Consider the following 24544-nt stretch of genomic DNA (forward strand, 5'->3'; position numbering starts at 1 on the left):
TTCGATCACTTCGTCATTGAAGTTCTGTGGAGAGCGTTTGATCAATCTGGTGCCCGAGTCCGCGAACGCGCCAGAGCGACAAAGTTTCGAATTACTGCGGAACGAGTGTCCTTACGGACAGCGAGACTGATCGCCGTCCGGGGCGAATCGCCCTTTATTGGTACATAGACAATGCCGTCGACACGGATCTGCTCGATCGAGCGTGGCACGATCGATATCCCGAACCCTGCTGCCACCAGGGATAAGATTGAACCGATCTGTAGCCCTTCTTCTCCCAGTATCGGGCTAAATCCTGCGCGCTGGCAACCTGCGATGACGCTGTCGTAGAGACCGGGCGACATCGCGCGCGGGAAAAGAATAAGCCTTTCCTGCGCGAGGGTAGCGAGCGACACGGAGAGCTTGCGAGCTTGCGGGTGATACGATGGCAGCACAATCCGCATCGTCTCATCGACCAGCGGATGAATTGCGATCGCTTCGTTGTGTTCGAGCGGTAGTCGAACGAAGGCCACGTCAACGGAACCGGTCTGGACAGTCTTGACTAGGTCGGGCATGTAGCCTTCCGCTGACGACAGCAGCACGCCCGGATAGCGTTCTCGATAGGCTTGAATGAGTCTCGGCACGCGCGGGTGGAAATAGGTCACTCCCGCGAATCCGACCCGGATCTGCCCGGTTTCGCCGCGTGCCCGATTTCGAACATTTGCCTTTGTCCGTTCCACTTGCTCCAGAATTTGCCGCGCCTCGTCGAGCAGCAGTGTCCCAGGCTCGGTAAGCTCGACGCCGCGCGTCAGACGGCGGAATAGTGGCGTTCCCAATTCCTGTTCCAACTGCTTGATCTGCAGGCTCAGCGGCGGCTGCTTGATGCCGAGTCGCTCGGCGGCTCTCGTGAAGTGTCGCTCCTCGGCGACCGCAACGAAGTAGCGCAGGTGTCTCAGGTCCATGCGTGTAATACCGTGAATGTATTGATTTCGCTCCATCCATATATTGGACAATTAGGCTAGGCAATCCCAAGTTCTGGCTTGCAGAACGATACTAACGTCGCCGACTCGAAGGAGCAGGATCATGACGATAGCTGCGGACCAGTTCGACGATACTCTCTCGCCAACCGACCTGCAGCAGTTCATCTATCTGGCGAACAACGTGTTCGAGCTTCTTGAGACAACGAAGCGTGAGCTCGAGCGCGACCGCGAGGCGGCGAAGGCGTCGCTGGCCACGGCGTCATCTATCCTGCAATCGGAAATCGAACGCCGTTCGCGCCCTAAGGGCGCTAGACCCGGCGCACTAGCAGGCTGGCAGATGGCGCGCGTGCGCGCTTTCATCGACGAGAATCTGCACCGCACCATCCATACCATGGACCTCAGCGCCATAGCGCAGCGAAGCACAGCACATTTCTCGCGGTCCTTCAAAAAAGCTTTCGGAGAACCACCGCACGCTTACGTGGTGAGGAGACGGCTGGAGAAGGCGTGTCATCTGAGATTACCAGCTCGGCATCGCTGAGCGAAATAGCCCTGAGCGTCGGCTTTTCCGATCAAGCACATCTGTGCAGGCTCTTCAGGCAGGCGTTTGGTCAAAGTCCATCCCGCTGGAAGCGCGATTTTGAGAGCCGGCGCGGATGAGGACCATCCAATAGTGCGCGGTCAGAGCAGGAAAGTCACAGGAGGATATTGGTCTGCTATGGGTCAAACTGAGACCTCGCACCTGGTGGGTCGGCACTTCCGGTCTTCGTTCGGAAGCGGATATCGTCACGGCTGTTCGGCATGATGCTGTGGGCAACGCTGGGCTGCGGCTCTAGACACCGTCGTCAGACTTTATTGTGCCTAGCCCTAAAGCGTCTCGCCCCAACTGAGTGATCATCACGCCATCGCCGGGGCTCTCGACTAAGGATATCAGTCCCTTCTTCAGCAGGTCTTGCGCACTTGCTACCGAGTGATCCAAGTCAGTCAGAAAAGCAAACGCACGCATCGCGCCATTGGGCTGCGAAGCGAGTTGCCGCAATGCGAATATCTGCTTGGTGTCGAGCGGCATGAAATAATTCTAGGCGGAGGCAACGTGCATAGCCAGTCACGCTATGGGTCATTCGCTACACTTTGGCCGAGTACCGGCTGTTTCCGGTCTATCTCCAACTCCGGACATGCCGTTACGTCGCAGCAACCGACGTTAAGGGCCAACAGGAGACTCATGCACTGCAGCAAAATACCATAAAGGTGCGGCCGGCGGGGCCCGAGGGGACATGCCCCCGCTTCCTCGATCTTATTCCATTCCGACGTCGACGTTGAATGTATTGCCGTTGACGGTGTGTAGCTGCAACGTTGCAGCGCTCTGGAGGCTACCGGGATTCGCATTGCTCGTGCCGGGCAGCGTAATCGTCGCCATCGCCCCCATCTCCGCCCGTAGCCCAAACGGACCCGGCGCAAAGCGATTGTAGGCGAACTCGTTGGCGATCGCGGAAGTCGGCAGATGGCTCAACGCCGTACCGTCCCATTGCTCGAGCACCTTGCCATCATTGGACTTCAGCATCGCAGCCATCACATTGGAAGGCGCCGCCGGTGTACCGCCGTCGAGATAAGCATGGAAACGCAGGGCCCCGTTCGAGAGTAGCACAGCATCGGCCAGGCTAAGATGATGCTTGCTTGGGCTGACCGGACCACCATGAAACGGCGTAAAGACGGATCCTCGATAGTAGTTGTAGGTGGCGACATTGAAGACGACGGTCGCCGCAAAAACAGCCAGCGCGAGCTTCTGGAAAGCATCGCTTCGTATCGGAAGCGGCAGGGCGCCGGAGATCCAGCGGAACCACCCGCGCTCGGCGAACGCCGGCCTGCGCACCAGCAGCGCATTATCGAGCGAAAATGCGCTGCTGCCGCCAAGCATTAAAGTGGCGCCGATCGCCAAATTGCAGGCTGCCATGGTCCATTCGTCTATGCAGGTGGCGCCCTGCCAACCGAACATCAGCATCAGTACGACTGAAAGGCCGATCGAAACCAGCGCCGCAGCCCGCGTAAGTAAGCCCGCCATCAAGAACAGTCCCGTGATCAGCTCGGCCGCACTGAACAAGATCAGCGAGACATAGAGAAGATAGAAATGATGAAGCAGGAAGGCGATGATGTGGTCGGTTCCCAGCAACGCGCCCGGCATCGCCGATTGGAATTTGTTGGCCATCCAGCTCGCTGCACTCGGATCGAGTTTGGCGGGGCCGTAGATGAAGCGGCGCGAACCGCCGCCCCAATAGATGAATCCCTGAATGAATCGGATAGACAGAAAAGCAAGTGCAGCGATGCGCTGCGCGTCTGCCTGGCTGCGTTGGGTGGCCGACTTGGATTCTGCCGGCGTGCCATCGAGAGTAAGGGTGGACATGATAATTCTCTTTACCGTAGCGGATCCAGTGGGCGAATTTACTATGCGTAGTGGAACCCGGCTTGCTGCAACTCGACCATCGTGGCACCTGCACCGGGGATTAGAACGACGCCCTCCACCAGATGGTTGGTCAATTCGGCTGCAAGCGCGGGATGAGAGAGCTTGTCGGGATTGACGTCGTCTTTGATGAGGATGGCTGCTTGTGCCCAGATGGCATTGTGGCAGCACATGAAAACAACGCCGCGCCGCATCAGCGCAGGTATGGAATTATCCTCGCCCGAGAAGACACCCGCTGGATCCTCATAATTCGCCGGATCGGCAGCCGCCCCTTTCTGCTCGACGATCAGCGTATTGGTCTTGAACTTCTCGCCGGCCAGTCTGGTGAGCTGATACTTGTCCCACATGGCCTGATCGTAGAGCGCAAGGTGCGCCGTACCATGCGTAACCGAAACAGCGAGGAAGTCAGGATGTTTGAACGACCAGATCTGGGTATTGAGCGTGTTGCGCATCAGGCTCAGCCAGGGACCTCCGATTTCGATGCTATCCCAGGCCTGCTTAGGCACAGGCCTGTACGAGAGCACCTCGGATAACGCCTCGTGATCCCATTGCTTTGGATTATTCAAGATCATCGGCACGGTCTTGAAATCGCGACGGCGGGGTGCCTGCGCGAGACACTCCTTCAACGCATCTAGATGCGTGGCACCGGAAGGCGTCAACGCTGACTCGACGGCCGCTGCCGCTGGCTTGATCCGTGCCAATGTAAGACCGATCGCGCCTGATGCCATGGTCAAAGCGAACGTTCCCAATGCGCACCGTCTTCCAGTGACGATCGTCAAGGTCCATCTCCTGGTTCTATTTCAGGAAGTAGGCACCGGGTGCTTTCGAGACCAATAAATCTTTTTGATAAGGTCAATGCATCGGTGGCTACGACCGGCTCCGAAGGGAGTCCAGATCATCATACCGGCATGACTTCCGGCTTGTTCCTGGGGAATTTCGCGATAGTAGCCTCGCTCACGTTCAGGTGCTGGGCGACCATCGCCGGCGGCGTACGGGCGATCCAGTCGGACAGCGAGACATCTGCGAAATAGGGAGCTCTGAACACTTCAAGGAACTGCAAGTCGGTGTCGCCTGTGTTCTTGATGTAATGTCCGAGGTTCTTCTTGACGTAGCCGATGTCGCCCGCGTTGAAGTCCATGGTGACGGCGTTCGGGCCGGTGTTGAAGACCGTCATTTGCCCTTTGCCCTTGATCCAGTACTGCCATTCATCGGCATTGGGATGCCAGTGCATTTCCCGCATGCCGCCGGGATGCACCGTTACCAGTGCGGCAGCGACCGTTGTGGCAACGGTGAAGTTGCGGCTGTCGGCAATGTGTACCGTGCCGCCCTTGGTCTCGCGCGCCGGGGCGCCCGATCCGAGCGAAAAGGTGAACGGGTGCGGCGGCGCGCCCCGTCCGCTCACTGCTTGGCGGTCCGCGGCCAGATCGCCGGGCAGCTTGCCCTGGAAGATGTAGAGGTCGCGCAGCGGAATATCCTGGAATGTTTCGGCCGGAACACCGAAGTTCTGGGCGAGAATATCCGGTGGGGTATGCGTGAACCATTCCGACATCAGAAGGGTCGTGAATTCGGAAGCCTTGCCTTCATCGAAACAGATAAGGAACTCGCAGCCGTCGGGGCCGAGCCCCTGCAGCGAATGCGGAAGGCCGGCGGGGAAATACCAGAGGTCGCCTTCCTTCACATCGGCGATATAAGGGCGGCCCAACTCGTCGAGAGTGGTGATCCGGCAGGTGCCGTAGGTCATGTAGGCCCACTCGGCAAACTGGTGCCAGTGCATCTCGCGGATGCCGCCGGCCGTGAGCCGCATGTTGACGCCGGAGATGGTGTCCGCAACTGCGAAGGAATCTTGTGTGACCTGACGCGCCCATCCTCCATTTTGAATTCGCCGTGGCGCGTTGTTGAATGACGCCCAGCTCAGCGGCATATCGCCGACATCGGTCGCCGGCGGGGAAAATGCCGCCGGAAACTGGTCCCTGATGGCCGGATTCTGCGGACCAGGATCGGTGATGCTCCTTGGATTCTTGGCGTTTATCGCACCTTGCGGCGGATCGTTCGGATTGCCGAAGCTAATATCACTCTTCACCGGACCCGCATCCGCCGTGGTCATTGTCGCTGCCGTCACCACTCCACCCACGGCTGTCGCCGCCAACATATCGCGTCTCGAGAACATCGGTTATCACTCCCTGTGCAAGGACGAAGTTTTAACAACTGAAACATAGTCGCGAGTTTTTCGTGCACCATTAAATTGAAGTTCAGAATGACCTTGAGGTGCTGTTGCGTGAGATGACCATGGTCGACCTCGCCGCGGCCGTGTTTGGGTTTCCGCCAAAGTAAGCGAGGTCAGTCAGTTTCGATCAGTGAGGTCGGCACTGGCGCAATGTCTGAATTGAGTCATGAGCGCCGTTCGGAGGGGCGGCCGGTTGCTTCCGGTCTACCTCCATGAGCCGACCACCGAGGACGCCGCCTGGACTCCGCATTCGGGCCAAAGAGCGACATCGACCTGATCATGATTTGACCGGCTAAGTGACTGGGATCGTAAACTGAAAAAGAGCACCTTGGGGCTCTATCCGGCTCGCCCACAGCCGTCCTCCGTGGTCCTCGATGATCGACTGGCAGATCGATAGGCCCATACCCATGCCGTTGGGCTTCGTCGTGTAAAAGGGTGTAAACAGACGTTGCAGGCTCTCTGCGGAGAACCCCGGACCGCTGTCCCGCACGCCGACGCGAACACCTTCCGATGTGATCAGCTCTGTGGTGACATGCAGCTCGCGCTCGCCCCCAGCCAAATCGCTCATCGCCTGTATGGCGTTGATCATCAAGTTGAGGATCACTTGTTGAAGTTGGACTCGATCTCCTTGAATGTGTGGCAGGGACTCTGCCAGCTCCATCCGCGTGGTGATGCTATTCTTCAACATTTCGCTCTGGATCAGGCCAACAAGCTCGAGGATCGCACCGTTGATATCTAGCTTTTCCTTGCGCGGCGCGTGCTTCTTTACGAGGCTATGAATCCGGTCGATCACGTCGGAGGCTCGCATGACATCCTGGATCACCTGCTCAACGGATCGTTTTGCTTCGTCAATTCCAGGCGGGTTTCTCATGAGCCAACCCAAACTGGCACTTCCGTTCGTCGCCGCTGCGGTCAAGGGCTGTTTGAGTTCATGGGCAATCGAGGCTGTGAGCTCTCCCATTGTCGCTACGCGGTTCGCGTGTGCCAGCTCGTTCTGGACCTGTCGATACTCCCGCTCGCGGCGGGTCATCTGTAAAGCAATGGCAGCTTCTGCAGCGAAGTCCGTGACTAATTCAATCTGCTGGTCCGTGAACGGTTGTACGCACGTCCGGCCCACACTAAGCACGCCGATTAGCTCCTCGTCCTTGACCATCGGGACGTAGAGGGCCGTCCGAAAGCTCCCCACGTCGACCGACGTCAGAAGGTAAGGGTCGCCGCGTCGATAGAGTTCATGTGCTGCCAGGTCGGGGATGTGCACTGGAGACCGGCTTGCCGCGAACTGACCTACAAAACTCCTATGTTCCAAAAGCTCAGGTGGTGAGAACGGCAAACTACTTTTTACCGCAACTAGACGAAGGCCTGCTTGCTCGCTGAGGCGCAAAACGCCCAGCTCGGCTTCGCAGAGGCTGTTGGCGTTGTCGACAATCGCATCGAATACGGGCTGCAAATCGTGCGGCGAGCTGGCTATGGCGCGTAGCAGATCAGAGATGGCCGCCCGATGCCGAGTGACCTCAGTCAGTTCATCTTGCAGCCTTGAGCGAACCGACGCAGGGAGCCGAGGGCGCTTTCGGAGGTTTTTTTGGTTCTGGCGGCGCTGCTTCATTTGTGGCATTGCCAAGCCGTCTCAAGCAGTGGGGAAGTCGTATTTCAATACCCCCGTCAGCATAGCTGTTCTGAGCACCCGAACAAGGGAATGGACGGGCGAAGTCTGCTCCGGGGTCATCATCGGACTCGTGCAGCGCAGCAAACACGACCTTTACTCGATCACCTCGTCGGCGCGGGCGCGAAAGCACCCCCTCGTGTCGCATCCGCGAAATGATGCGATGCGTCTGATCAAATTCGAATCCGGCACTGTCTTCGGTGAAAAGTCGCAGCGCCGGTATTTGCAAGGGCCATTGCGCCGCATCGCAAAGGTTACACCTCCGATGATGAAGTGACGAACAGCAGTCACCTCTCAATGCCCTAACGGATTAGGGTTTCTGCTTTGGCGTTCTAACCGGTCCTCGTTCAATTGCCAGCTAATGTCGGCCGATGCGCCAAAGTGCCGACATTTCAGATCGCGCATTTACGAGCGCATCCGAAGCGGAATGTCTGTCGGGCTCAGAGAAAGTCGATGTCGGGCGCTTCGCCGACTGGGACGTTCGCTAAGTGACACCTCAAATTGGTTCGAGCCATAGCGAAGTCCCATCCGGCAAGTTGATCTTGAGAGGGTCTGCTTTGGGACCGGAGAGCCGTCATTTATTGGCCGTGGCCGTCGGTGTTGCTTTGCCCTAACGGGTGCGTCAGGACCTCGTCGAGAAGGCGGTGCGCTTCATCGGCCGTGGGCGGCGCCGGAGTGAACAAAATCCGATACATGATGGGCGCGATGACGCGTTCCAACAAGAGCTTTGCCGGAGGCGCTAATTCCCCTCGGTCGAGTGCACGAGCGTGAATGGTTTCGATCTGCCCATATGTGAAAGCGGAGCATTGGCTGGCATTCCCCGGCAGCGTTTCGCGGAGTATGTCACGGATCATCGCACGTCCCGGGGCGGAAGCCATCTCCTCAACATACTGTTCAAGCCACAGAGTTAGGTCCCCCTTGAGGCTTCCCGTGTCAACGGGGGCCGTTTCGGGGCGCAACTTCTCCAGCGCCACGTCGGACAAAAGCTGCGACAGCGTCCCCCAGCGTCGGTAAATCGTCGACGGCGTGACCCCCGCCCGAGCCGCGACGGCGGGCACGGCCAGTTCCCCTTCGCCACCATCGGCCTGAAGCTCGCGAACGGCCCGATGCACGGCCTTCTGCACCCGCGCGCTCCGCCCGCCGGGTCGCGGGCTGGACCTGTCGACTGCCTCCTTCTGCATTCTCCCACGCGCCTCCGCCCCGTCTAACGCTAACAATTTGCTTTAGTGGCCGGTCTATCCTATATACCCTATCCACCAAAAGCAAACTTTTTGCTTTTACCACGAGGCCACGCGCATGATCACCTCTACAGCCGAAGCTTTCGCTGAGGATCGGCAGCCTCGCTTCCTCCATGCTGTGACGTTGATTTTGTTCCTCTCGGCGGCAAGCGTACCTACTCCCCTGTATCGTCTGTATCAGCGAGAATGGGGGTTCTCTCCATTGATGCTCACCGTGATCTTCGCGGTTTATGCATTGGCCCTGCTTGCCGCCCTACTCATCTTTGGGTCGCTATCCGATCGGACAGGTCGTCGCCCTGTCATCCTAGCGGCGCTGACGCTTGAGGGCGTCGCCCTCGTGCTCTTTCTCACGGCTCGGGGTATGGAGTGGTTGGTGTTTGCCCGGCTGATCCAGGGCTTCGCGACCGGCCTTGCGACCACATCGCTCGGGGCTGCCATGCTCGACATCGACCGGCGTGGAGGAGCGCTGACCAACGCTCTCGCGACGATAGCAGGCACGGCGTTCGGGGCAGTGGGTTCCGGCCTTCTGGCGCAATACGCGCCTGCGCCACTCCATCTCGGCTATGTCCTGCTGTTCGCGCTCGTCGTCGTTCAGGCAATCCGGACGGCGCATGCCCCTGAAACGATCACTACGCGATCGCTCCAACGATGGTCCTTCAAGCCGAGGTTCGCTGTGCCGGCGCGGGCGCGGGTCGCATTCCTCGCCATGACCCCGATCAATGTAGCGCTTTGGGCCCTATCGGGCTTCTACTTGGCGCTGATGCCGTCCTTGCTCGTGACGATAACCGACCCTGCCGCCGCCTGGTTGGGCGGGCTTGCGGTAGCAGCGTTGATGGCAGGCGCCGCCGCCGCCATTCTAGTCCACCGTCGCTACTCGGCTTCATCCGCTCTCATTCTAGGAGCGGGAGCGTTGGTAGCCGGCCTGCTTGGGGTTCTCGCCGGAGCAAATCTCGCGTCACCTTCTCTGCTGTTGGCAAGTTCCGCGCTCGCTGGCATCGGCTTCGGCGCTGCCTATCTTGGCGCGCTGGGCAGCATCGCGCCACTGGTGGAACCGCATGAGCGCGGCGCCTTGATGGCGGCTTTCTATATGGAGGGCTATCTGTCCCACGCTTTGCCTGCTGTCGGCGCCGGCTACTTGGCGCAGGAGATCGGGCTACTTGCGGCGGCCAACGTGTTCGGTGCTGCTCTCATCCTGCTCGCGTGCGTCGCGGCGACATTCCTTGCGCTCGCTCAGCGTCGAGACCTTAGCCGGCGCAAGAGATCAGCGTAGTTCACTGGAGGCGAAGCAAAAATGATCGAGTGGTTCGACGACCTGGCGTTGGGGATTCGTATCAAAACCGGCGAGGTTACGATCACGACGGAAGATATAAAGCGGTTTGCTGCGGAGTTCGATCCGCAGCCGTTTCATTTGGATGAAGCCGCCGCCGAGAAAACCGTATTCAAAGGTCTTGCAGCATCCGGTTGGCACACTGCGGCCATTTCGATGCGCCTTTGCGTTGAAGCCCGGCCATTTGGATCTCAGCCACTCATGGGTGTTGGCGTCGACAGCTTACGCTGGATGATGCCGGTGCGCCCTGGCGATGTCCTTCATGTCGAGGGCGAAGTGGTGGAGCTAATTCCATCGCGGACCAAGCCGCAGGGGATCGCGAAGGTCAAATGGACGGCCTACAACCAGAATGGCGAGGCGGTATACACCTTCACGCCGACCGCGATCCTCGCCCGTCGCCCTGATCCTGTGACGGCTTGACCGCGAATGTCGCCTTCGGGTCATTCGCGTCGGTCTATCCCTGAGCTGCGATAGTCCGGTCTACTCGCATGAACGGACATCGCCTGACCTGACCGATTGGTCTGTTTTGGGCCATGAACGGACCTAGAGGCCGTCTTCCGTCAGCCGGGATCACTTGTCTAAAGCTGGTATGGCGTTTGCAGCATTTCTGTTAATTGCGCGTCATCTGAAATGCCATCAGCGAAAGCCCAGTCCGCATGAGAGAACTGCTATCCGCTCGCCGCCTGCGATCTGTTAAGGTAATTTCGGTGCGCTGGCAACGGCGCACCGTCTTTCTGCTGGGCGGCATTGTAGTCGGCGCGGCAGCAGTAGCTCTTGCGATCCTGGCTGACAAGGCTCAATTGGCCTTCGCCATCCTGTTGTCGAAGTCGCGCTACGCATCGTTGCTGGTCACACCGCTCGGTTTTGCGCTATCGGTCTTCCTGACTAATCGCTACTTTCCCAATTCCCAGGGCAGCGGCATCCCGCAGGCGATTGCGGCGCGCCACCTCACCGATCAGGCGGCGCGTGGCAAGCTGGTCTCAATCCGGATTGCCATGGGCAAGATGCTGCTGACTCTCCTCGGCCTTCTTTGTGGCGCTTCGGTCGGTCGCGAAGGTCCCACCGTACAAGTCGGTGCCTCAATCATGTTCGCAATCGGCCACATGTCGCCACGCCGCCAACCGGGATTAATTCTGGCTGGGGCCGCAGCCGGGGTTGCCGCCGCCTTCAATACGCCGCTGGCAGGCATCGTGTTCGGCATCGAGGAGATGAGTCGCGCGTTCGAAACGCGCACCAGCGGGCTAATCATCGCTGCTGTGATAGCGGCCGGTCTTACCTCGCTCGCCTTGGTAGGCAATTACGACTATTTTGGTAGCAGTTCTACCATGCTACGAAACGGCCTAGATTGGCTCGCGGTACCACTGTGCGGTGTCGCAGGAGGGCTCGCAGGGGGAGCGTTCAGCCGCCTCGTCATCGAGGTGGCACGCGGTTTTCCCGGCAGGTTAGGACGGCTCATCAAGCGACAACCGATTGCGGTCGCGATGGCCTGCGGTCTCGGCGTCGCGCTGTGCGGGCTCTCCTCTGGCGACATGACTTATGGCACCGGCTATGCGCAGGTAAAGACCGCGCTCGAGAACGGCACGCTTCTACCTTGGGACTTTGGCCTGTTGAAACTCGCAGCCACCGCGCTTTCCGCGGTCAGTGGAATTCCAGGTGGCATTTTCGCGCCGTCTCTCGCCGTCGGCGCTGGCATCGGAGCCAACGTGGCACACCTGTTATCGGGCGCGCCTCTCAGCGCCATTATGTTGCTCGGTATGGTGTCTTATTTCGCTGGCGTTGTGCAGGCACCCATCACTGCTTTTGTCATCGTCACCGAGATGACCGACAATCATGCCATGGTCGTTCCGCTAATGGCCGCTGCGCTGATCGCCCACGCGACCTCGGGTCTCATTTGTCCCGAAGGAATTTACCATGCGCTCGCCAAGGGCTTCTTGCGTACGAGCACCGATAGGCCTGCTGCTAAGTAACTCTTTGGCGAAGGTTGGCCTGGCCTTGCAGTGGAACCGCCCCGAAAGGTGTCCGCAACCTTTAACTCCGCCCACAAAACTGAATGTCTGAAATGGGTCATTCGCGTCGGCTTGACGCCTCGCCCCTACTCCGGTGTAGCCCAATCAACGGACATCGTTACAGCGGCCCGGTTGGTCTGCTTCGGGCTAATACCGGAAGTCGGTAGTCATTGGACCACCACTATTTAATTCTTGCACAAACCCTTCGGCGTCCAGTCACTCACCAACGTCGAGGCAGGCTTCGTGGAGTCATGAAGTATCAGGACCAATGCTTGCCGCTGTTCCTTACCGGTGGCAGTCAGGTGCATTGGCGGGCCGCCCGGGACGATCACATATTGACCTCCCGCCCGGCCAATTTGAATGCCGTCCGGCGTCTCCAAACACGTTTCTCCGGTCAGCGTGTACCAAGCCTCCGGACCTGAATGCACATGGGCGGGCGCGGTCATGCCGGGGTTAAACACCGCTTCCATGTACTGCGCCGTATAGGCCTGACCTGTCTGAACCTCCAGCGGTCCGATCTCGGCAATGCGTTCTCCGCCCGCAGGCGCGCGCCATCCGGCATCTTCGATGCTGAGCAACCAGTGTTTACCCAGCGACTCGACAGCGGCCCCATGCACGCCCTTTGCCCCTTCCGCAAGGGCGCGGGTAGGATAGGCGTCGAGGTGCCAGAACGTCAGCGGCTTGGTCAGGTTTCCAACCGGCTGGCTTACAATGATCCAGCATCCGGGATCGCCACCAACGCGCTCGCTGATCGGCCTGCAGCGAGTCTCCATTTCATGCTCGGCTGCGAACGCGAATATCGGCAGCGCCATTACCAAGATAGTCCATGCCAAAATCCGCATTGCTGCCTCCCATGGAGTATGCGTCCACGCACAGCCTAGCAGGTTTCGTCCAGTCAACGAACGAAAAGGCGTTCGGGCCCGGCGTTGAGGCTGAAACCGATTTTTTCCACTTCAATATGAGATGTTGGCCGATGTCCGCTTTGGATCATCATTCGCGTCGTTTTGATCGTCCGCCGATGACTTCCGGTTCTACTCTGACTTCGGACCTGACGCCGCACCGCACCAACTGACGCCAAGGGTAGACAGCCTTGCGAGGAGACGTTTCGATTTCATGCCTGCGAGATATTCAATCCACCAAAAGGCTGCGTTGCATGGCTCGATAGCTGTAACTATTGCGACGAACATAGGTGCACTTTGAAGGGCTGCGCGGAGTATCTGGACTCCGGCAAACCAACGTTCGTGTGTCGTCGCTATCAGCCTGACAGATAGCAACAGAAGCAAATGTCGGCTTTGGGTCAGAGGCAGACGTCTTGTACTAGAGAAGCTGCTGCCAGCTATTTCCACCAGTAGTCACGAGCGTGATTCACTTCACCACAATTTGTCAGCCCTAAGTAGCCGTCTACAACCTGCACTTTTGGCTCACCGTCTTCTGTCCAGCGTTCTTTGTATTTCACCTTCACAAGCTTCGCAGCCCTGCCGAGTACGCGGTCGAGTATTGTGAATTGCGGTCCGCTGTCGCGCGGGTAATTGATACTCGCGATGCTGCAACAATCGGGGTTATCGCTGATAAACTCCTCTTTGCTTACATATGGAACTCCGGAAACTGCCGTATTGCTCCCACCGGCGTGTAACAGCGAATACGTACCGCGACCCTTCATCAACTCTTGGACCGCTGCGTCTATAAACTCTTGATCAGACAGGAACCGATGTTCACCAAAGCAAAAGCCGCTGACGGATAAGCTACCCGCAAGCACCGACAGAAACAGTATGGATACGATTATTCGGCGCATTGCTTCACTTCGGTTCGGATCGCAACTAACGTCACGACGTTTTGGGCGGCAAGCGTCGTTCTTTGCAAAGTTCGGCAATCTTTAGCTTTAAGCCAGTGCGGGTCTGTCCGGACTTGTCCGGGTCTTCACTGGTGGCCTCGCAACTTCCGCTTCGGTAGAGTCGAGGATGGGCGCGGTAGCTTGGGGCCTATGGCCAACGCCCCGTTTCCCATCCCCGCTCAAGCGAGAAGCGCTGTTGCGTGGGGGGCGATGACGTTGGCAACGGTTTACGCGTTCCTCACGTTCACTACTTTTCCGATTCCCGACGTCATCAGTGCGGTCGATCCGACAATGTATTCGCTTGGCGCTGGTTGCTGGCGGCAATTGGACCGGCAATTGTGGAATCGAAGGAAATCTATCGGACGGCGCCACAAGATTTCTTCTCGCTTGAGAGACTAGATGCTTTCGTTGAGTACATTTCGGACATTGGCAATGGCTTCGCTTTGGAGCGATGGGCCTGGTTCTCGTAGTTTTGAATACCGTCGTATTCTTCGATGATGCGCGCGTGTTTCTCGCAAACACCTTGACGCAGCTTTATCCCAAAATTTCTAGTGGGCAGTTCTCAGCCATTCTGCCGCCTGGCTTCTTTATGGTCTTCACGTTGATAGAAGAGGGATGGATTTGGATAATGCGACTCAAGACCGACCTTGTGATTGCTGTAACGAGCGATTTGGAAGAAAAGTATCAATTGCGACCGAGAACCTAACGTCGACGGACTGCGCGACTGCTACATTTGGTCTTGATCCGAAGCGCCGTGTGGTTGACCATTTCGAAAAAAGCCCTTTGCGCAAGAGATGCCTACTTCCGTAGTTAGCCCATAGGGTCAGTTGCCGTGGTGCAGCGGCATTTCCGGAGCTGCGGGTAGACCGGAAGCGACTGCTCGACGGTCAAACCGACGCGATTGACCCGGGGCCGCAGTCTTCTATGCAGTGGCCTTATGAACGATCGGTTGCCACCAGTTTTCAATCAGACGTTCCCGACTTTCTACCTGGAGCAACAGGTCCGGTCGGTATTTCTTCGGGATTGAAGCTTCGACCTTGGTGATCGATCGCGATGCGTCCAGCGCGTCATCCCTGCCCGTAAATCTACGGGCGTCGATGATCCGCATGTTAGGCATCATGTATTGGAAACCCAAGTTTGCAAGACCTCCCAATTGGAGCAACTCGGTTGCCGAAAGATCAATCCGGACATTTCCTTCTGTGGGAGCCTTTCGCCGAACTCCGGCGCCGTGCCCTTTCAACCAACATTCCTCGCCTAGAGAGGCACCGAGCGCCCAAAGATGGGCGTGGATTGGGTCCGTGCCGTGCACGCGTCGTCCAGAATAGCGATCCAAACAAATACGGTAGTCCGTCAAGGCTTTCTGCGCGTCGGGAGCCAGCGGTGTTCCCAAATGCGAGGCCATACCCACTTGCAGCTCACGAACTGCTTCTTCCAAGCCTCGGATTCTTCCCTTTAAAAAGTACGAGCGGCCGCATGACCAGGCTGAAAAAGCGAAGGCCGCCAATAGCCCGAGCATACCAAAAAGCACGATGTCCAATTTACACCCCCACAGTGCATAGGCCCCTGCTGAAGATAACCGATCTCCGTTAACGTTCATTTTAAGCAGTTGTGGCAGCCGCAGCTTAGTGGCTGGGCTGGGCTGGGCTGGGCTGGGCTGGGCTGGGCTGGGCTGGGCTGGGCTGCTCCTTTACATGTGCTTCACCGTATTCAAGGGTGATTTGCCAAATTTAAGGCCTTGATAATTGAATGATCGCGATGCTCCTGACGGGGACAATCGCCATGAGCACAGTTCGTATTAGCAGCGAGCATTGCAGGGCCATTTGCGACGAAGTCGGCGAGCGGCTGCGGCTATATCTTGATGGAAGGTCCGCAGCCCCTTCGCAGAGAATAATGGCTTTGCTGCGCGAGTTGGAGCTCAGCGAGTTGGAAGCCCCATCCATTGTACCCTCTCTTGAGGATATGACTATTTTGGTCTCGGAATCCCCTGTTCGATAAATCCCTCGCCATCAGCCACAAGGCGCCCCGACAATTTTGTCGGCTCTGCAATCTCAGCTTATTGCCCGTTTGAGACATGCGGTCGAGGCCTCAGAATGTCCGTTCTCTGGGGTAGACCGGAAGTCATCGGCGGACGATCCAAACGGCGTGATTGACCCAAATCGGACTCGGATGTACGACAATCCCGGCGACGAGCTCCGCAACGGTTCGCGATCCCCCAAACTCTCAGCGCTCTTTCTCGCGTTGCCTTGGTTGGCGACAAGATATTCGTTTAGGGATTTTGCGATGGTGTCTTCAATATCAGTCGCGGGAATGCGAGAGACCGTCCCCGCCGATGCGGTCCTGGCTTCACCTTACGTCCTCAAATCATAGAGGGACTGAAGCTCTGCTTCGATCCGTTTGATCCGTCTCTGCCAAATTGGAGCGTGGAAGTTTTTGCTTCTACCTAAGACGACAGTCCACCCTCTCGGTTTGGAGGCAGGTAAGACAGCTAGCGCAATCTCCCCGTTTTTCGGGAAGTCTTTAAATGATAGCAGCCGCTCATGGACCTTCCATATGAGGTCTGCACCCGAGGCCCTGGTTCGCTTCACAGATGTTTGCAATGCGCGGGCTCGCTGAAGAAAAGGCCGGCGGCTTGAAATTTGCTCGATGTGATAAGTCGATTGAATTCATCTGTAGCTTAGCGGCGACAGGTTCGATGCAACACCGGAGAATTGCGGGGTTTCGCACCATTCCGGCAAGGATGGAATCTGCGCCGGTCGGCGGGTTGCTGAAATTCACTTCCGCCAGATGCTGATTGCGCCCTGTTCGCTGGTGTCCATCGTCCCCTTTAAACGGTGCGGTCCCGGGAGTGGCAGCCATGGCGCAGAACTTCGTGGCAGGACTTGTCTTAGTCGTTTTGATTCTGATGGGAATAGCAGTCTACGCGCAAGATCACCACGAATGCCTGCGCGGGCACATAATCAAGACCCTGCAGCCCTGCGGGGCCGACGCCCCTTCAGTGTAGCGTGTTGGGCCATCGCTGAGGCCCCTTAGTCAATCCCGCCGTCGCTTCGTCGAACTACCGATATCCGTAGCTTCATCGGCCTTTCGCGCCTTCTCGAGGAGCATGTCCCGTTCCGTGCCGGGAGGCAGCTTCTCGGCAGCTTCTCGGTTTAGCCGTGCAAATGCAGCGAGCGAAACTGGTCGCCTGCCTCGTCCGATCACGTCCCCCTCCCGGTGCGAACCGATGGTATCGAAGCAAATTCGATGCCCGCTTGTCTTTGAGCCTAGCGTCGCGCGCCTGTGGATAGCTGGGATAACTGGTTGACACGCCAGTATTGACGGCGACAGCCCAATCATTGGGCTCGACTCCCGGCGTTCAGGGGCGTCGACTTGCTAACGGCGCCAAGCCCACAGCGCGCCATTCCTGCTACCACCCAAGGCCCTCGCTGACCCCCTCAGCGAGGGCCGGAGCATCGGCGAGGCACCGCGCCCAGACGGCACCAAGCTGCGGCTGAGCGAGGTCAAGGAGCTGTTCGGGCTGATGAGATGAGCGGCCGCTGCGTCTGCTGCGGCGTATCATCGATCGTCGATAAACTTGAGTTTCCCGGCTTAGCCGGCTCGCTCATCTTTTGTATCTGATCCATGCATCGTCATCGATGATACGGGTGTGTTCTCCGGTCCTCAGTGCGAGCAGAATGTGGGTTCCGCACTCCGGGCAATGCTTCGGGAGACGCGGACCTACCCAGCACAGGGGATGATCGCAGCAAGGCATATGGAACAACCTAAACGGAACTTTTTCGTTCACCCCAACGCTTACAACAGTCACCATGCACGCTACTCCATGCAAATTCTTGCGCTTGTTCGCGTTCAGCGCATGGTCCTCGAACTACCGGGCAAAAATTTGACCGCGCGGGTTTGTCTGATGGGAGTACTGAAGAAGCTCGAAGGTTCCATTCCGGCAGCACCTGTCCCCCGTGATGTCGGCGCCGGTGCGCCCTGCCCGGCCTGCAACAAGCCTGACGATGGCGAGGTGCCGCGGATGCCGCGAGGATTTCGGGACATGTCCGATAAAGAGGACGGGTCGTGAAACTGGTTCGACTGGAGTGAGGTGGTCGACTTTCAACAAGGGGATTTGCTGACCAACCAGGGCATCACCAGTGCGGACCCAGATTTCTTTCTGGCGCACTGGGATGTGCTCACCGACAAGGCAAAGGTCGCGGCAATGCCACCTGGTCCCACGGGCCTGCACCCGTGGGCCGACGTGCTGGTGCGGCTGTCGCGCGCGCCGGTCGCCTCCATCGCCGAGATCCGCGGCCGGGCGCGGGGCGCCGGAAGCGAATTCGTCCTGGCTTGCGATATGCGTTTCGCTAGCCGCGAGCGGGCGATCCTCGGGCAGTTCGAAGTCGGAATGGGCGCGGTACCCGGCGGAAACCCCATGGCGCGACTTGCCGGACTGATGGGCCGCGGGCGCGGGACTGCCCGGCGACCGAAGTGACGTTGACAATGCAGCCGCTTCGTCGTTGCCGCATCGACGCGACCCAATTGATTTTTGCGATGCTGCAGATTGATCGAGGACGTCGGCAGCCCATTCGGCATCACTTGCGACCGCCAGATCCACCCATTGATCGTCGGTTTTGCTCTTGCGCCATTGCAGCATCTTGGCTCCGTCACGGCCTGACGGGTTTCGAAGGCTGAGACTGCGGCCATCGACAATCTCCTGGACCGTCTCGGCCACCGACAGAAAATAAATATCGTCGCGAGGCGGATGCAGTGACGCCGGCCTGCACCATGCGCGCGATGGCAGCATCCTCGACTAGCTTGCTCCAGGTGCCCGACGCGTCCAGCACCGCGTAGGGTTCGTAGCCGAGGCTGCGCGCCGACAGCGCGACGAAGGCGACGCACACTTCCGTCGAAATACCGGCCATGAGCAGCTTCTTCCGTCCGATCTTCTTCACCGCGGCCGCGAAGTCGGCATTGTCGAAAGCGTTGATCTGGCCCGGCCGATGCACGACCGTCGCGTCAGGCAGGCCTTGCGCAACGACCGGCATGATCGGGCCATTCGGTCCGTCGGCGGCGCTGGTGGTGATGATCGACGGCAGCTTGTAGATCTGCGCGATCGTGACGAGCGCCTTCACGTTGTTGATGAATTCCGGCGGGCTCTGGGTCTGAACCCCATTGGCAAGTCCGGTCTGATGATCGACGAAGAGCACGGCGGCGTTGTCTGCAGTAATTCTGTCATATGACATGGTCTGTTCCTTGCGACGTTTGATGATGATTTCAGGTGTCGAAACCATTCGACGACGCAAAGATGCCGTTGCCCTCAGCGTGGCACTAGCAGCCGACTTTGATACTCGGTGTCGCCGATCGCGGAACACCCGGTTCTAGGGCCCCTAGGTTTTCGGCATTCGTGAAGCTTAATGAGTCAAGTAACCTGACTGCGCAGACGCGGGGCCCTTTGGCAAAGCTCGAGCCCGTGGTAGTAAGATTCTGCTTCGCACCCTGCGGGCTTTCTCTTTCTTTGCCACACGCTCTTCCTTGGTGGGCCGCTGCTTGTCTTTGTAAACGTATTCCATACCTAGCCACACCTAACGAGCTGCAGATGGTTTGGCTGTTTGCGGTAGCTTTCGATCGCGCGGTTTGAGAGCATAAGTGTCCGGCGCTCGCCCCTCAGCATCTGCGATTGAATATCCCTAAGAAGGAATTCGGCGGTTTGCTGTTGGTCAGCCAGCTCGCCGATGCCGTCTAGGTAATCCCAGGCGATTTGAAGCGAGTTTTCTATGATAACTAAAAGTGGTTCGGTCATCATACAGAAACACGGTCCATTCGACTTCGCCGCTGACCGTATCCAGCTGCCTGCGAATTTTGCCGGCCTGTACGGGGGAGCGGAAAAGGAATTGATGGCCAACACTCGGTTGCCGTAAGTACGGCCTGATCCTTGACGTCAATGCTGCTTTGAACGACGTGGAAGCGTCCCCAGGTTGTTAGCAGTAGGCGGTTCGAGCATGACCTGCTTGAGGTTGGTGCCGGACAGAACCACAATCACAAAAATCAACTTGCCGGCTTCGTTCATCAGTCCGCCGCTGAGCGCCTTTCCTGAGGTGTTATCCTCGGCTACGAACACTGCATCTGCAAGCTCTTGCCGGACAGATTGCATGGCGATCAAGTTGAGGCGGTCCTCTAGCCTCAACTCGCTGATGGATGATGCTGTCGCATTGCCCGCAACCCGCCCTGTTTTGGCATCGATCGTATCTTCCCAGATGCGATCCTGCCGAAACGTCTTCACGCGATAAACGGATGAGCCGGAGCCGCCATCAAAACTGACATCCACGATCCTCGAACCGGGGTGGAGGCTGTCGGCTATCTTCAGCGCCTGGCGTAGTGATACTTCCGCGCTTCGGAACAACTCGAGTTCACGGCTTATCGCCTCGTCGGTAAGTTCGTTGCCGTTTGCATCCTTTTCCTGAGCCGCATTGATTTTGTCATCCAACGTGGCGCCGGCATAGCATGGTGCGCAGATCAGCAACAATAATAGGGCTTCGAACAGTTGTTTCTTTGACATTGGCCCACTCATTTAGATCGACGAGGAACGGTTGGTTGAAGAGGAACGCTGGCCAGCAGGTTGATGCTGTTTAGCGCCGGCGACGCCAACGTAGCTCGCACAGACGGATGAACGAAATGATCATGCGCGAAGTACTCCGGGTTGACGCAGAACGGTCATTTCAGGGTCGTTGACCACACGACTGTTCTCCGATGAGGTCGTTAAACGTCTCGATTTCGGCGTCGATGATCCTTAGAGCACGTTCGCGGCTCACACTGTTCTGGCAGGTTGCGGCGGCTTGACGGGCTGTGACTGCCTCGACGAATTGGGAGATGACAACGCGGCATTTCTCATCAACAGACGAATGGCTCACACCGTTCTGCGACGCTCGCGCACGCCGAATATGGGAAGCACCCAGAGTCGACTCTTGATCGCACTGTAACGCACCAAGTGCGGCTGTATTTGACATGGACAGGAGAAGAAGCGCGAAGGCCACTCCTGCATTAGAAGCCATATCGAAAGGGAAAACGAACTTCACGTTGACACCGGTCTTTGCACTTATCACCTGCCGCCCCGCAGGAGATGATCCGAAGGAAGCGGCGTTGAGCCGCGCACTGGCTCCGAGAGCATCTTTATGAAATCGTTTAGCGCGATCTACTGACCACGCGTATTGCGCGATTGGCTCCTGGTTGTTCGGCATTAGCCATTGGTATAATGCGAACGGTGCAAAGGTGCGAAAGTGGATCCGGCGAGGATTGCTTACACCAGCTCCTTCCAATACTCGCTCACATCATATTTCCGAACCTCCTCCACGCAGGTCGTCTCCAGGCCTTGCCGCGGAATCAGCCGGTCATAGAAGTGGGGAATGTCTTCGCGTTGGTAGAGAATTCCACAGGCGATGCGATCCTGAACCTGTGTAGCGAGCACCTTAGCCTGCTGCAGATTGCCTGGATCGTGGCCATCGGCATTCGCATCGAAGTACCTATCCAGCAGATATCCGTGCGTCGCGAAGTGATTGTATGTCGGACACGCCTGCAGCATCTCGACGAAAGCAAAGCCGCGGTGCTGAATGGCGGCTTTGAGAATGCGTGTCATCAACCTGATGTCACCGCTAAAGCCACGGGCAACGAAGGTAGGATTGAGCGAGAAGATCAGCTCCATGCTCGCCAACGTATGCTCGGGGATACCGTTGGGGCTCGTGTTCATGGGCTGGCCCTGTGGCGTGAGCGAACTCGCCTGCCCGGTCGTCAGCCCGAAGTTTGTGTTGTTGTGCAGGACGAACGTGAAGGGATAATTGCTCCTCACGCCATGGATCAAATGCCCAATACCCTCCGAGAACGTTGCGCCATCCCCTCCGAAGGCGATGACCGGAACCGTCGTATTCGCAAGCTTCGCGCCTGCTGCAAACGGGATGACGCGGCCATGGAGTCCGTGGAAACGGTAGCCCTCAATCTTGTCCGAGCCGTTGCCGTTGCACCCGACATCGTAGCAAAGGCAGACCTGCCACGGATGCAAATTCAGTTCTACCAGCGCATACTTCACTGCCGTCCAAATGCCGTAGTTGCCGCAGCCGTCGCACCAGATGCATTTGGTTTCCGAATAATAGTCGGAAAGAGCGGGCGGGCGGGTCTGCAGAGCGATATTCATGTTGAGGTATCTGCAATTTCGAAATCGGGCATGTTCCCCTCGCTTTCCGGGGTGCTTGCACATCTCTCCGACACCAACGAAAGAAGCTCATCGTAAAAAAACGGCCGACCGTCGTACTTGAGAATCTTATCCGGGATATCCAAACCGCATTCCATCCTGATGAGCATGCCCAACTGCCCCTGATAGTTCTGCTCCACCAGGACAATGTGTTTCGAGCGCTTTGCCAGTATCTGAAGCTCCTGGGTGCGGAGCGGCCAGAGATAGGTGTAGTGCAAATACGCGATCTTCCGCCCTCGCAGGGCATCGCTGCGCATGACGTCTTCAAATACGTCACCCGTGCTTCCCCAGCCGACCGCGAGCAACTCGATTTCACCGCCCGCATCCATCCAATCAGTCGTCGTTGCGCTGCGACCACCGATACTCAAATGAGGTGCGGGAAGCCCCACTCTTAACCCGTGGAACTTCCGTAACCGCTTTTCCATTTGCAACTTGGTATTTGGGCTGGACTCATCCACGGCGCCGATAGAATTGTGTTCATCGCCCTGGGCGCAATAGGTCGCCGCGTCGCTACCGGGAAGCCATCGCAAGGAAACGCCGCCCTTGGCGTGCGGGTTATATCGGTCAGAAGATCTCAGCGCTTTCAGCTTCTCGGGATCGACGACGAGCCTGCCACGATCAATTTCGGCCTTTTCCAGATCGTAAGGGTGTTGCGTGTAGAGTGCCTCAGCGATCTGCTTGTCGGTGAGGACAATGACACTGATTTGATACTGCTCTGCCAGATTGAATGCGACCGGCATCAAATCGAACGCATCCTGGCTGTTGCTGACCGCGATCACGCAGCGCGCGAATTCGCCCGCAGAGCAGTTCGCGGCCTGTAACAGACTACCTTGAGCCGTCCAGGTCGGAAGACCGGTCGCCGGACCGGGGCGTTGCGCCAGCACAAACACCGTCGGGTTCTCGATCATGGCATTCAGAGACAGTGTCTCGCTCATAAGATCAAAGCCGACACCGGAGGTGGCGGTGAGCGCGCGAGTTCCCATGTACATCGCCCCGCTCACGATCTGCGCGGCGGTGATTTCGTCTTCCGCCTGCTTGATCACCATATGAGTCTTGTTTTCGAGCTCGGCAATGAATGACAGCAGCGGGCTGGAGGGCGTCATCGGGTAGCCGGCATAGACCCGCACCCCCGCATGAACCGCGCCGAGCCCCATCGCTTGACTGCCAGTAATCAAAAGGTGGCCGGCGAAGCCTTTGTCAGGCGGCGGCAACACAACAGAGATCCTCCCCTGCTCTGGATCGACAAAGGAATATCCCTCATCGATACATCGCATGTTGAGATCGAGAAGCGCTTTCTTTTTTGCAAACTTCTCTCCAACGAGAGACTTGAGGGCATCGATATCCTGGTCCAGCATGGACCAGACAAAGGCAGTCAGCAGCACATTCGATAGAATTGCCCTCGCGCCGAGGCGATTGAGCATGTCATCAACCGGGAAATAGATGACGCGAAGGCTTCGCTCCGAGATCAGCTTCCGATGATGCTCCGGAAACTGCCACCCGGGTGTCACGTGCAGCACGATCCCTCCCTGTTTCAGTTCATCCATGTTTAGCTCGAGACCGTGGTGGTTGAGCGCGACAAGCACGTTCACCTTGGTTTCGGTGCTGCAAATGCGTTCATTCGAAACGTCCAGTTGATAGCTCGCGTGCCCGCCCTTGATGAGCGACGGGTACTCGCGGTAGCCGAACACGCAGTACCCTGATCTCTTGAGACCCTTGGCGATAATCGCACCAATGGAGTTTATTCCCTGTCCGGAAGCCCCGACGATTTTGAGAGAGATTCGGGGCATCGCCTAACACCGATCTTCCGGCTTCGAAGCATCCACCAACTGTTTGCTCCAAACTCTTACTGCCTCCTCCTGGCCGTAGGGCTCATTTATGATTTTAAGCGTTGGAGCAATCAGCCGACCGTGATGGGCTTTAACGTAATGCTGCAAATGATCGGCCGCCCGCGCCGTATAGAAGTATCGATGGTCCCCAAGTCCGATGCACGCACACGGTTTGCCGGCCAGGTCCAGAGTCGCCGCTTTGTCATGGAGCAAAACCCACATGTGTGGATTCAATTGTCCCTCGGTGCCCCCTGTATTCCAAGTCGAGGAGGCAAGGAGGAGAACATCTCCGCTCAGCAAATCCTGTGGCTGCGTTTTCTCGGCTATCGTTGCCTCGATCTCCCAGCCAGGGGCAATGCTCTTCAAGGAATCGGTCAGCGCATCCACGACGTACTCCGTGTGACCGCTGGTCGAGGCAAAGACGATATGGAGGCCTCGACGCTGAACGAAGTGCGGGGCAACATTGGCGGTGTTGTTCACGAGTTACCTCCGCTTTCCACCAGTGACAGGCTTCATTTGCCGCGCTACCCGCGTGACGATCTGACGCGGTCGGTCAGCCCCGCGATTGTGCCGCCAACACTTGCCGCGATATTGAATGAGAGTGTCGTCGGTGGAATGGTTGTGCTTCTAACTCCACTTCTGAAAAGCACGATGCTTTCGCTTCCGTTGAGAGCATTCGCGAACCAAATCGAACGCAGCGATTGAAACGTTCGGTTCAATCGCTGGCGGAGTTCCAATGCTACGGTCTGGCAATCCTGAACTTCCGCTCAAGGTTAATTGGGCGGCGCGCGGCTCCACGAATA

Annotated in this window: 23 protein-coding genes and 1 pseudogene; 7 read left to right on the top strand and 17 right to left on the bottom strand. The window is 57.8% G+C overall.

Translation table 11 applies throughout. The annotated features are described in order from the left end of the window. Positions 1-41: 41 nt before the first annotated feature. A complete protein-coding gene (locus tag UP10_RS34430) occupies positions 42-938 on the bottom strand; it encodes a LysR family transcriptional regulator (protein WP_044591687.1) in 897 nt (298 codons plus the stop codon). Positions 939-1286: 348 nt separating this feature from the next. Here UP10_RS34430 and UP10_RS46805 point away from each other — a divergent pair, with 348 nt between their 5' ends. Beyond that, entirely contained in the window at positions 1287-1613 is a 327-nt protein-coding gene (locus tag UP10_RS46805) for a helix-turn-helix domain-containing protein (protein ID WP_082077406.1), read from the top strand. 172 nt (positions 1614-1785) lie between these two features. On the opposite strand, the gene UP10_RS34440 is transcribed toward UP10_RS46805, so the two are convergent. From UP10_RS34440 to UP10_RS34470, 6 genes are all read right to left on the bottom strand, one after another. Next, entirely contained in the window at positions 1786-2022 is a 237-nt protein-coding gene (locus UP10_RS34440) for a MarR family transcriptional regulator (protein WP_044591635.1), read from the bottom strand. Between the two features lie 225 nt (positions 2023-2247). Beyond that, positions 2248-3351, bottom strand: a complete 1104-nt coding sequence (locus tag UP10_RS34445) for a TQO small subunit DoxD (RefSeq protein WP_044591636.1) — start codon at positions 3349-3351, stop codon at positions 2248-2250. Positions 3352-3392: 41 nt separating this feature from the next. Continuing rightward, on the bottom strand, positions 3393-4187 hold the full coding sequence (tetH, locus tag UP10_RS34450) for a thiosulfate dehydrogenase (RefSeq protein WP_245322082.1): 795 nt from the start codon (positions 4185-4187) through the stop codon (positions 3393-3395). A 119-nt stretch (positions 4188-4306) separates the two neighbouring features. Then, entirely contained in the window at positions 4307-5575 is a 1269-nt protein-coding gene (locus UP10_RS34455; protein ID WP_044591638.1) for an oxalate decarboxylase family bicupin, read from the bottom strand. Positions 5576-5924: 349 nt separating this feature from the next. Further along, a complete protein-coding gene (locus UP10_RS42335) occupies positions 5925-7244 on the bottom strand; it encodes a sensor histidine kinase (protein WP_082077407.1) in 1320 nt (439 codons plus the stop codon). A gap of 626 nt (positions 7245-7870) precedes the next feature. Continuing rightward, positions 7871-8473, bottom strand: a complete 603-nt coding sequence (locus tag UP10_RS34470) for a TetR/AcrR family transcriptional regulator (protein WP_044591640.1) — start codon at positions 8471-8473, stop codon at positions 7871-7873. A 115-nt stretch (positions 8474-8588) separates the two neighbouring features. Between UP10_RS34470 and UP10_RS34475 the strand changes: the two genes are divergently transcribed. From UP10_RS34475 to UP10_RS34485, 3 genes are all read left to right on the top strand, one after another. After that, positions 8589-9800 (top strand): MFS transporter, encoded by a 1212-nt coding sequence (locus UP10_RS34475; protein WP_044591641.1) that lies wholly within the window; start codon positions 8589-8591, stop codon positions 9798-9800. Between the two features lie 21 nt (positions 9801-9821). Beyond that, positions 9822-10277: a MaoC family dehydratase gene (locus UP10_RS34480; RefSeq protein WP_044591642.1), complete on the top strand. Its 456-nt coding sequence runs from the start codon at positions 9822-9824 to the stop codon at positions 10275-10277. A gap of 236 nt (positions 10278-10513) precedes the next feature. After that, complete coding sequence (locus UP10_RS34485; protein ID WP_044591643.1) at positions 10514-11824, top strand: chloride channel protein; 1311 nt, start codon at positions 10514-10516, stop codon at positions 11822-11824. Between the two features lie 224 nt (positions 11825-12048). On the opposite strand, the gene UP10_RS34490 is transcribed toward UP10_RS34485, so the two are convergent. Both UP10_RS34490 and UP10_RS34495 read right to left on the bottom strand, forming a co-directional pair. After that, positions 12049-12705, bottom strand: coding sequence for a cupin domain-containing protein (locus UP10_RS34490; RefSeq protein WP_156180538.1), 657 nt, complete (start codon positions 12703-12705; stop codon positions 12049-12051). Between the two features lie 494 nt (positions 12706-13199). Beyond that, positions 13200-13655, bottom strand: a complete 456-nt coding sequence (locus UP10_RS34495) for a hypothetical protein (RefSeq protein WP_044591645.1) — start codon at positions 13653-13655, stop codon at positions 13200-13202. A gap of 490 nt (positions 13656-14145) precedes the next feature. Here UP10_RS34495 and UP10_RS45650 point away from each other — a divergent pair, with 490 nt between their 5' ends. Continuing rightward, a complete protein-coding gene (locus UP10_RS45650; RefSeq protein WP_044591646.1) occupies positions 14146-14400 on the top strand; it encodes a hypothetical protein in 255 nt (84 codons plus the stop codon). A 216-nt stretch (positions 14401-14616) separates the two neighbouring features. Here the strand turns inward: UP10_RS45650 and UP10_RS44835 are convergent, their stop codons facing one another. Next, the gene (locus UP10_RS44835; protein WP_156180540.1) at positions 14617-15231 is read right to left on the bottom strand and encodes a hypothetical protein; all 615 of its coding nucleotides are present in this window, start codon (positions 15229-15231) and stop codon (positions 14617-14619) included. Positions 15232-17427: 2196 nt separating this feature from the next. Between UP10_RS44835 and UP10_RS44840 the strand changes: the two genes are divergently transcribed. After that, on the top strand, positions 17428-17760 hold the full coding sequence (locus tag UP10_RS44840; protein WP_156180542.1) for a hypothetical protein: 333 nt from the start codon (positions 17428-17430) through the stop codon (positions 17758-17760). A gap of 69 nt (positions 17761-17829) precedes the next feature. Further along, positions 17830-18144, top strand: a pseudogene (locus UP10_RS34515) (enoyl-CoA hydratase/isomerase family protein); the annotation flags it as partial. A 196-nt stretch (positions 18145-18340) separates the two neighbouring features. Here UP10_RS34515 and UP10_RS34520 read toward each other — a convergent pair. The 7 genes from UP10_RS34520 to UP10_RS46810 all read right to left on the bottom strand — a co-directional run bounded on the left by UP10_RS34520 (position 18341) and on the right by UP10_RS46810 (position 24221). After that, a complete protein-coding gene (locus UP10_RS34520) occupies positions 18341-18919 on the bottom strand; it encodes an isochorismatase family protein (protein ID WP_044591691.1) in 579 nt (192 codons plus the stop codon). Positions 18920-19248: 329 nt separating this feature from the next. Then, complete coding sequence (locus tag UP10_RS34525; protein WP_044591692.1) at positions 19249-19476, bottom strand: hypothetical protein; 228 nt, start codon at positions 19474-19476, stop codon at positions 19249-19251. Positions 19477-19614: 138 nt separating this feature from the next. Then, complete coding sequence (locus tag UP10_RS34530; protein WP_044591648.1) at positions 19615-20232, bottom strand: PepSY domain-containing protein; 618 nt, start codon at positions 20230-20232, stop codon at positions 19615-19617. A gap of 160 nt (positions 20233-20392) precedes the next feature. Next, the gene (locus UP10_RS44845; protein ID WP_156180546.1) at positions 20393-20911 is read right to left on the bottom strand and encodes a hypothetical protein; all 519 of its coding nucleotides are present in this window, start codon (positions 20909-20911) and stop codon (positions 20393-20395) included. Between the two features lie 59 nt (positions 20912-20970). Continuing rightward, on the bottom strand, positions 20971-21858 hold the full coding sequence (locus tag UP10_RS34535) for a thiamine pyrophosphate-dependent enzyme (RefSeq protein WP_050043940.1): 888 nt from the start codon (positions 21856-21858) through the stop codon (positions 20971-20973). Beyond that, a complete protein-coding gene (locus UP10_RS34540; RefSeq protein WP_044591649.1) occupies positions 21855-23702 on the bottom strand; it encodes a 2-oxoacid:acceptor oxidoreductase subunit alpha in 1848 nt (615 codons plus the stop codon). The genes UP10_RS34535 and UP10_RS34540 overlap by 4 nt, the downstream gene beginning before the upstream one ends. A 3-nt stretch (positions 23703-23705) precedes the next feature. Further along, positions 23706-24221: a flavodoxin domain-containing protein gene (locus UP10_RS46810; RefSeq protein WP_050043941.1), complete on the bottom strand. Its 516-nt coding sequence runs from the start codon at positions 24219-24221 to the stop codon at positions 23706-23708. Between the last annotated feature and the right edge of the window lie 323 nt (positions 24222-24544).

The organism is Bradyrhizobium sp. LTSPM299, from assembly GCF_000938235.1.
GTDB lineage: Bacteria > Pseudomonadota > Alphaproteobacteria > Rhizobiales > Xanthobacteraceae > Bradyrhizobium.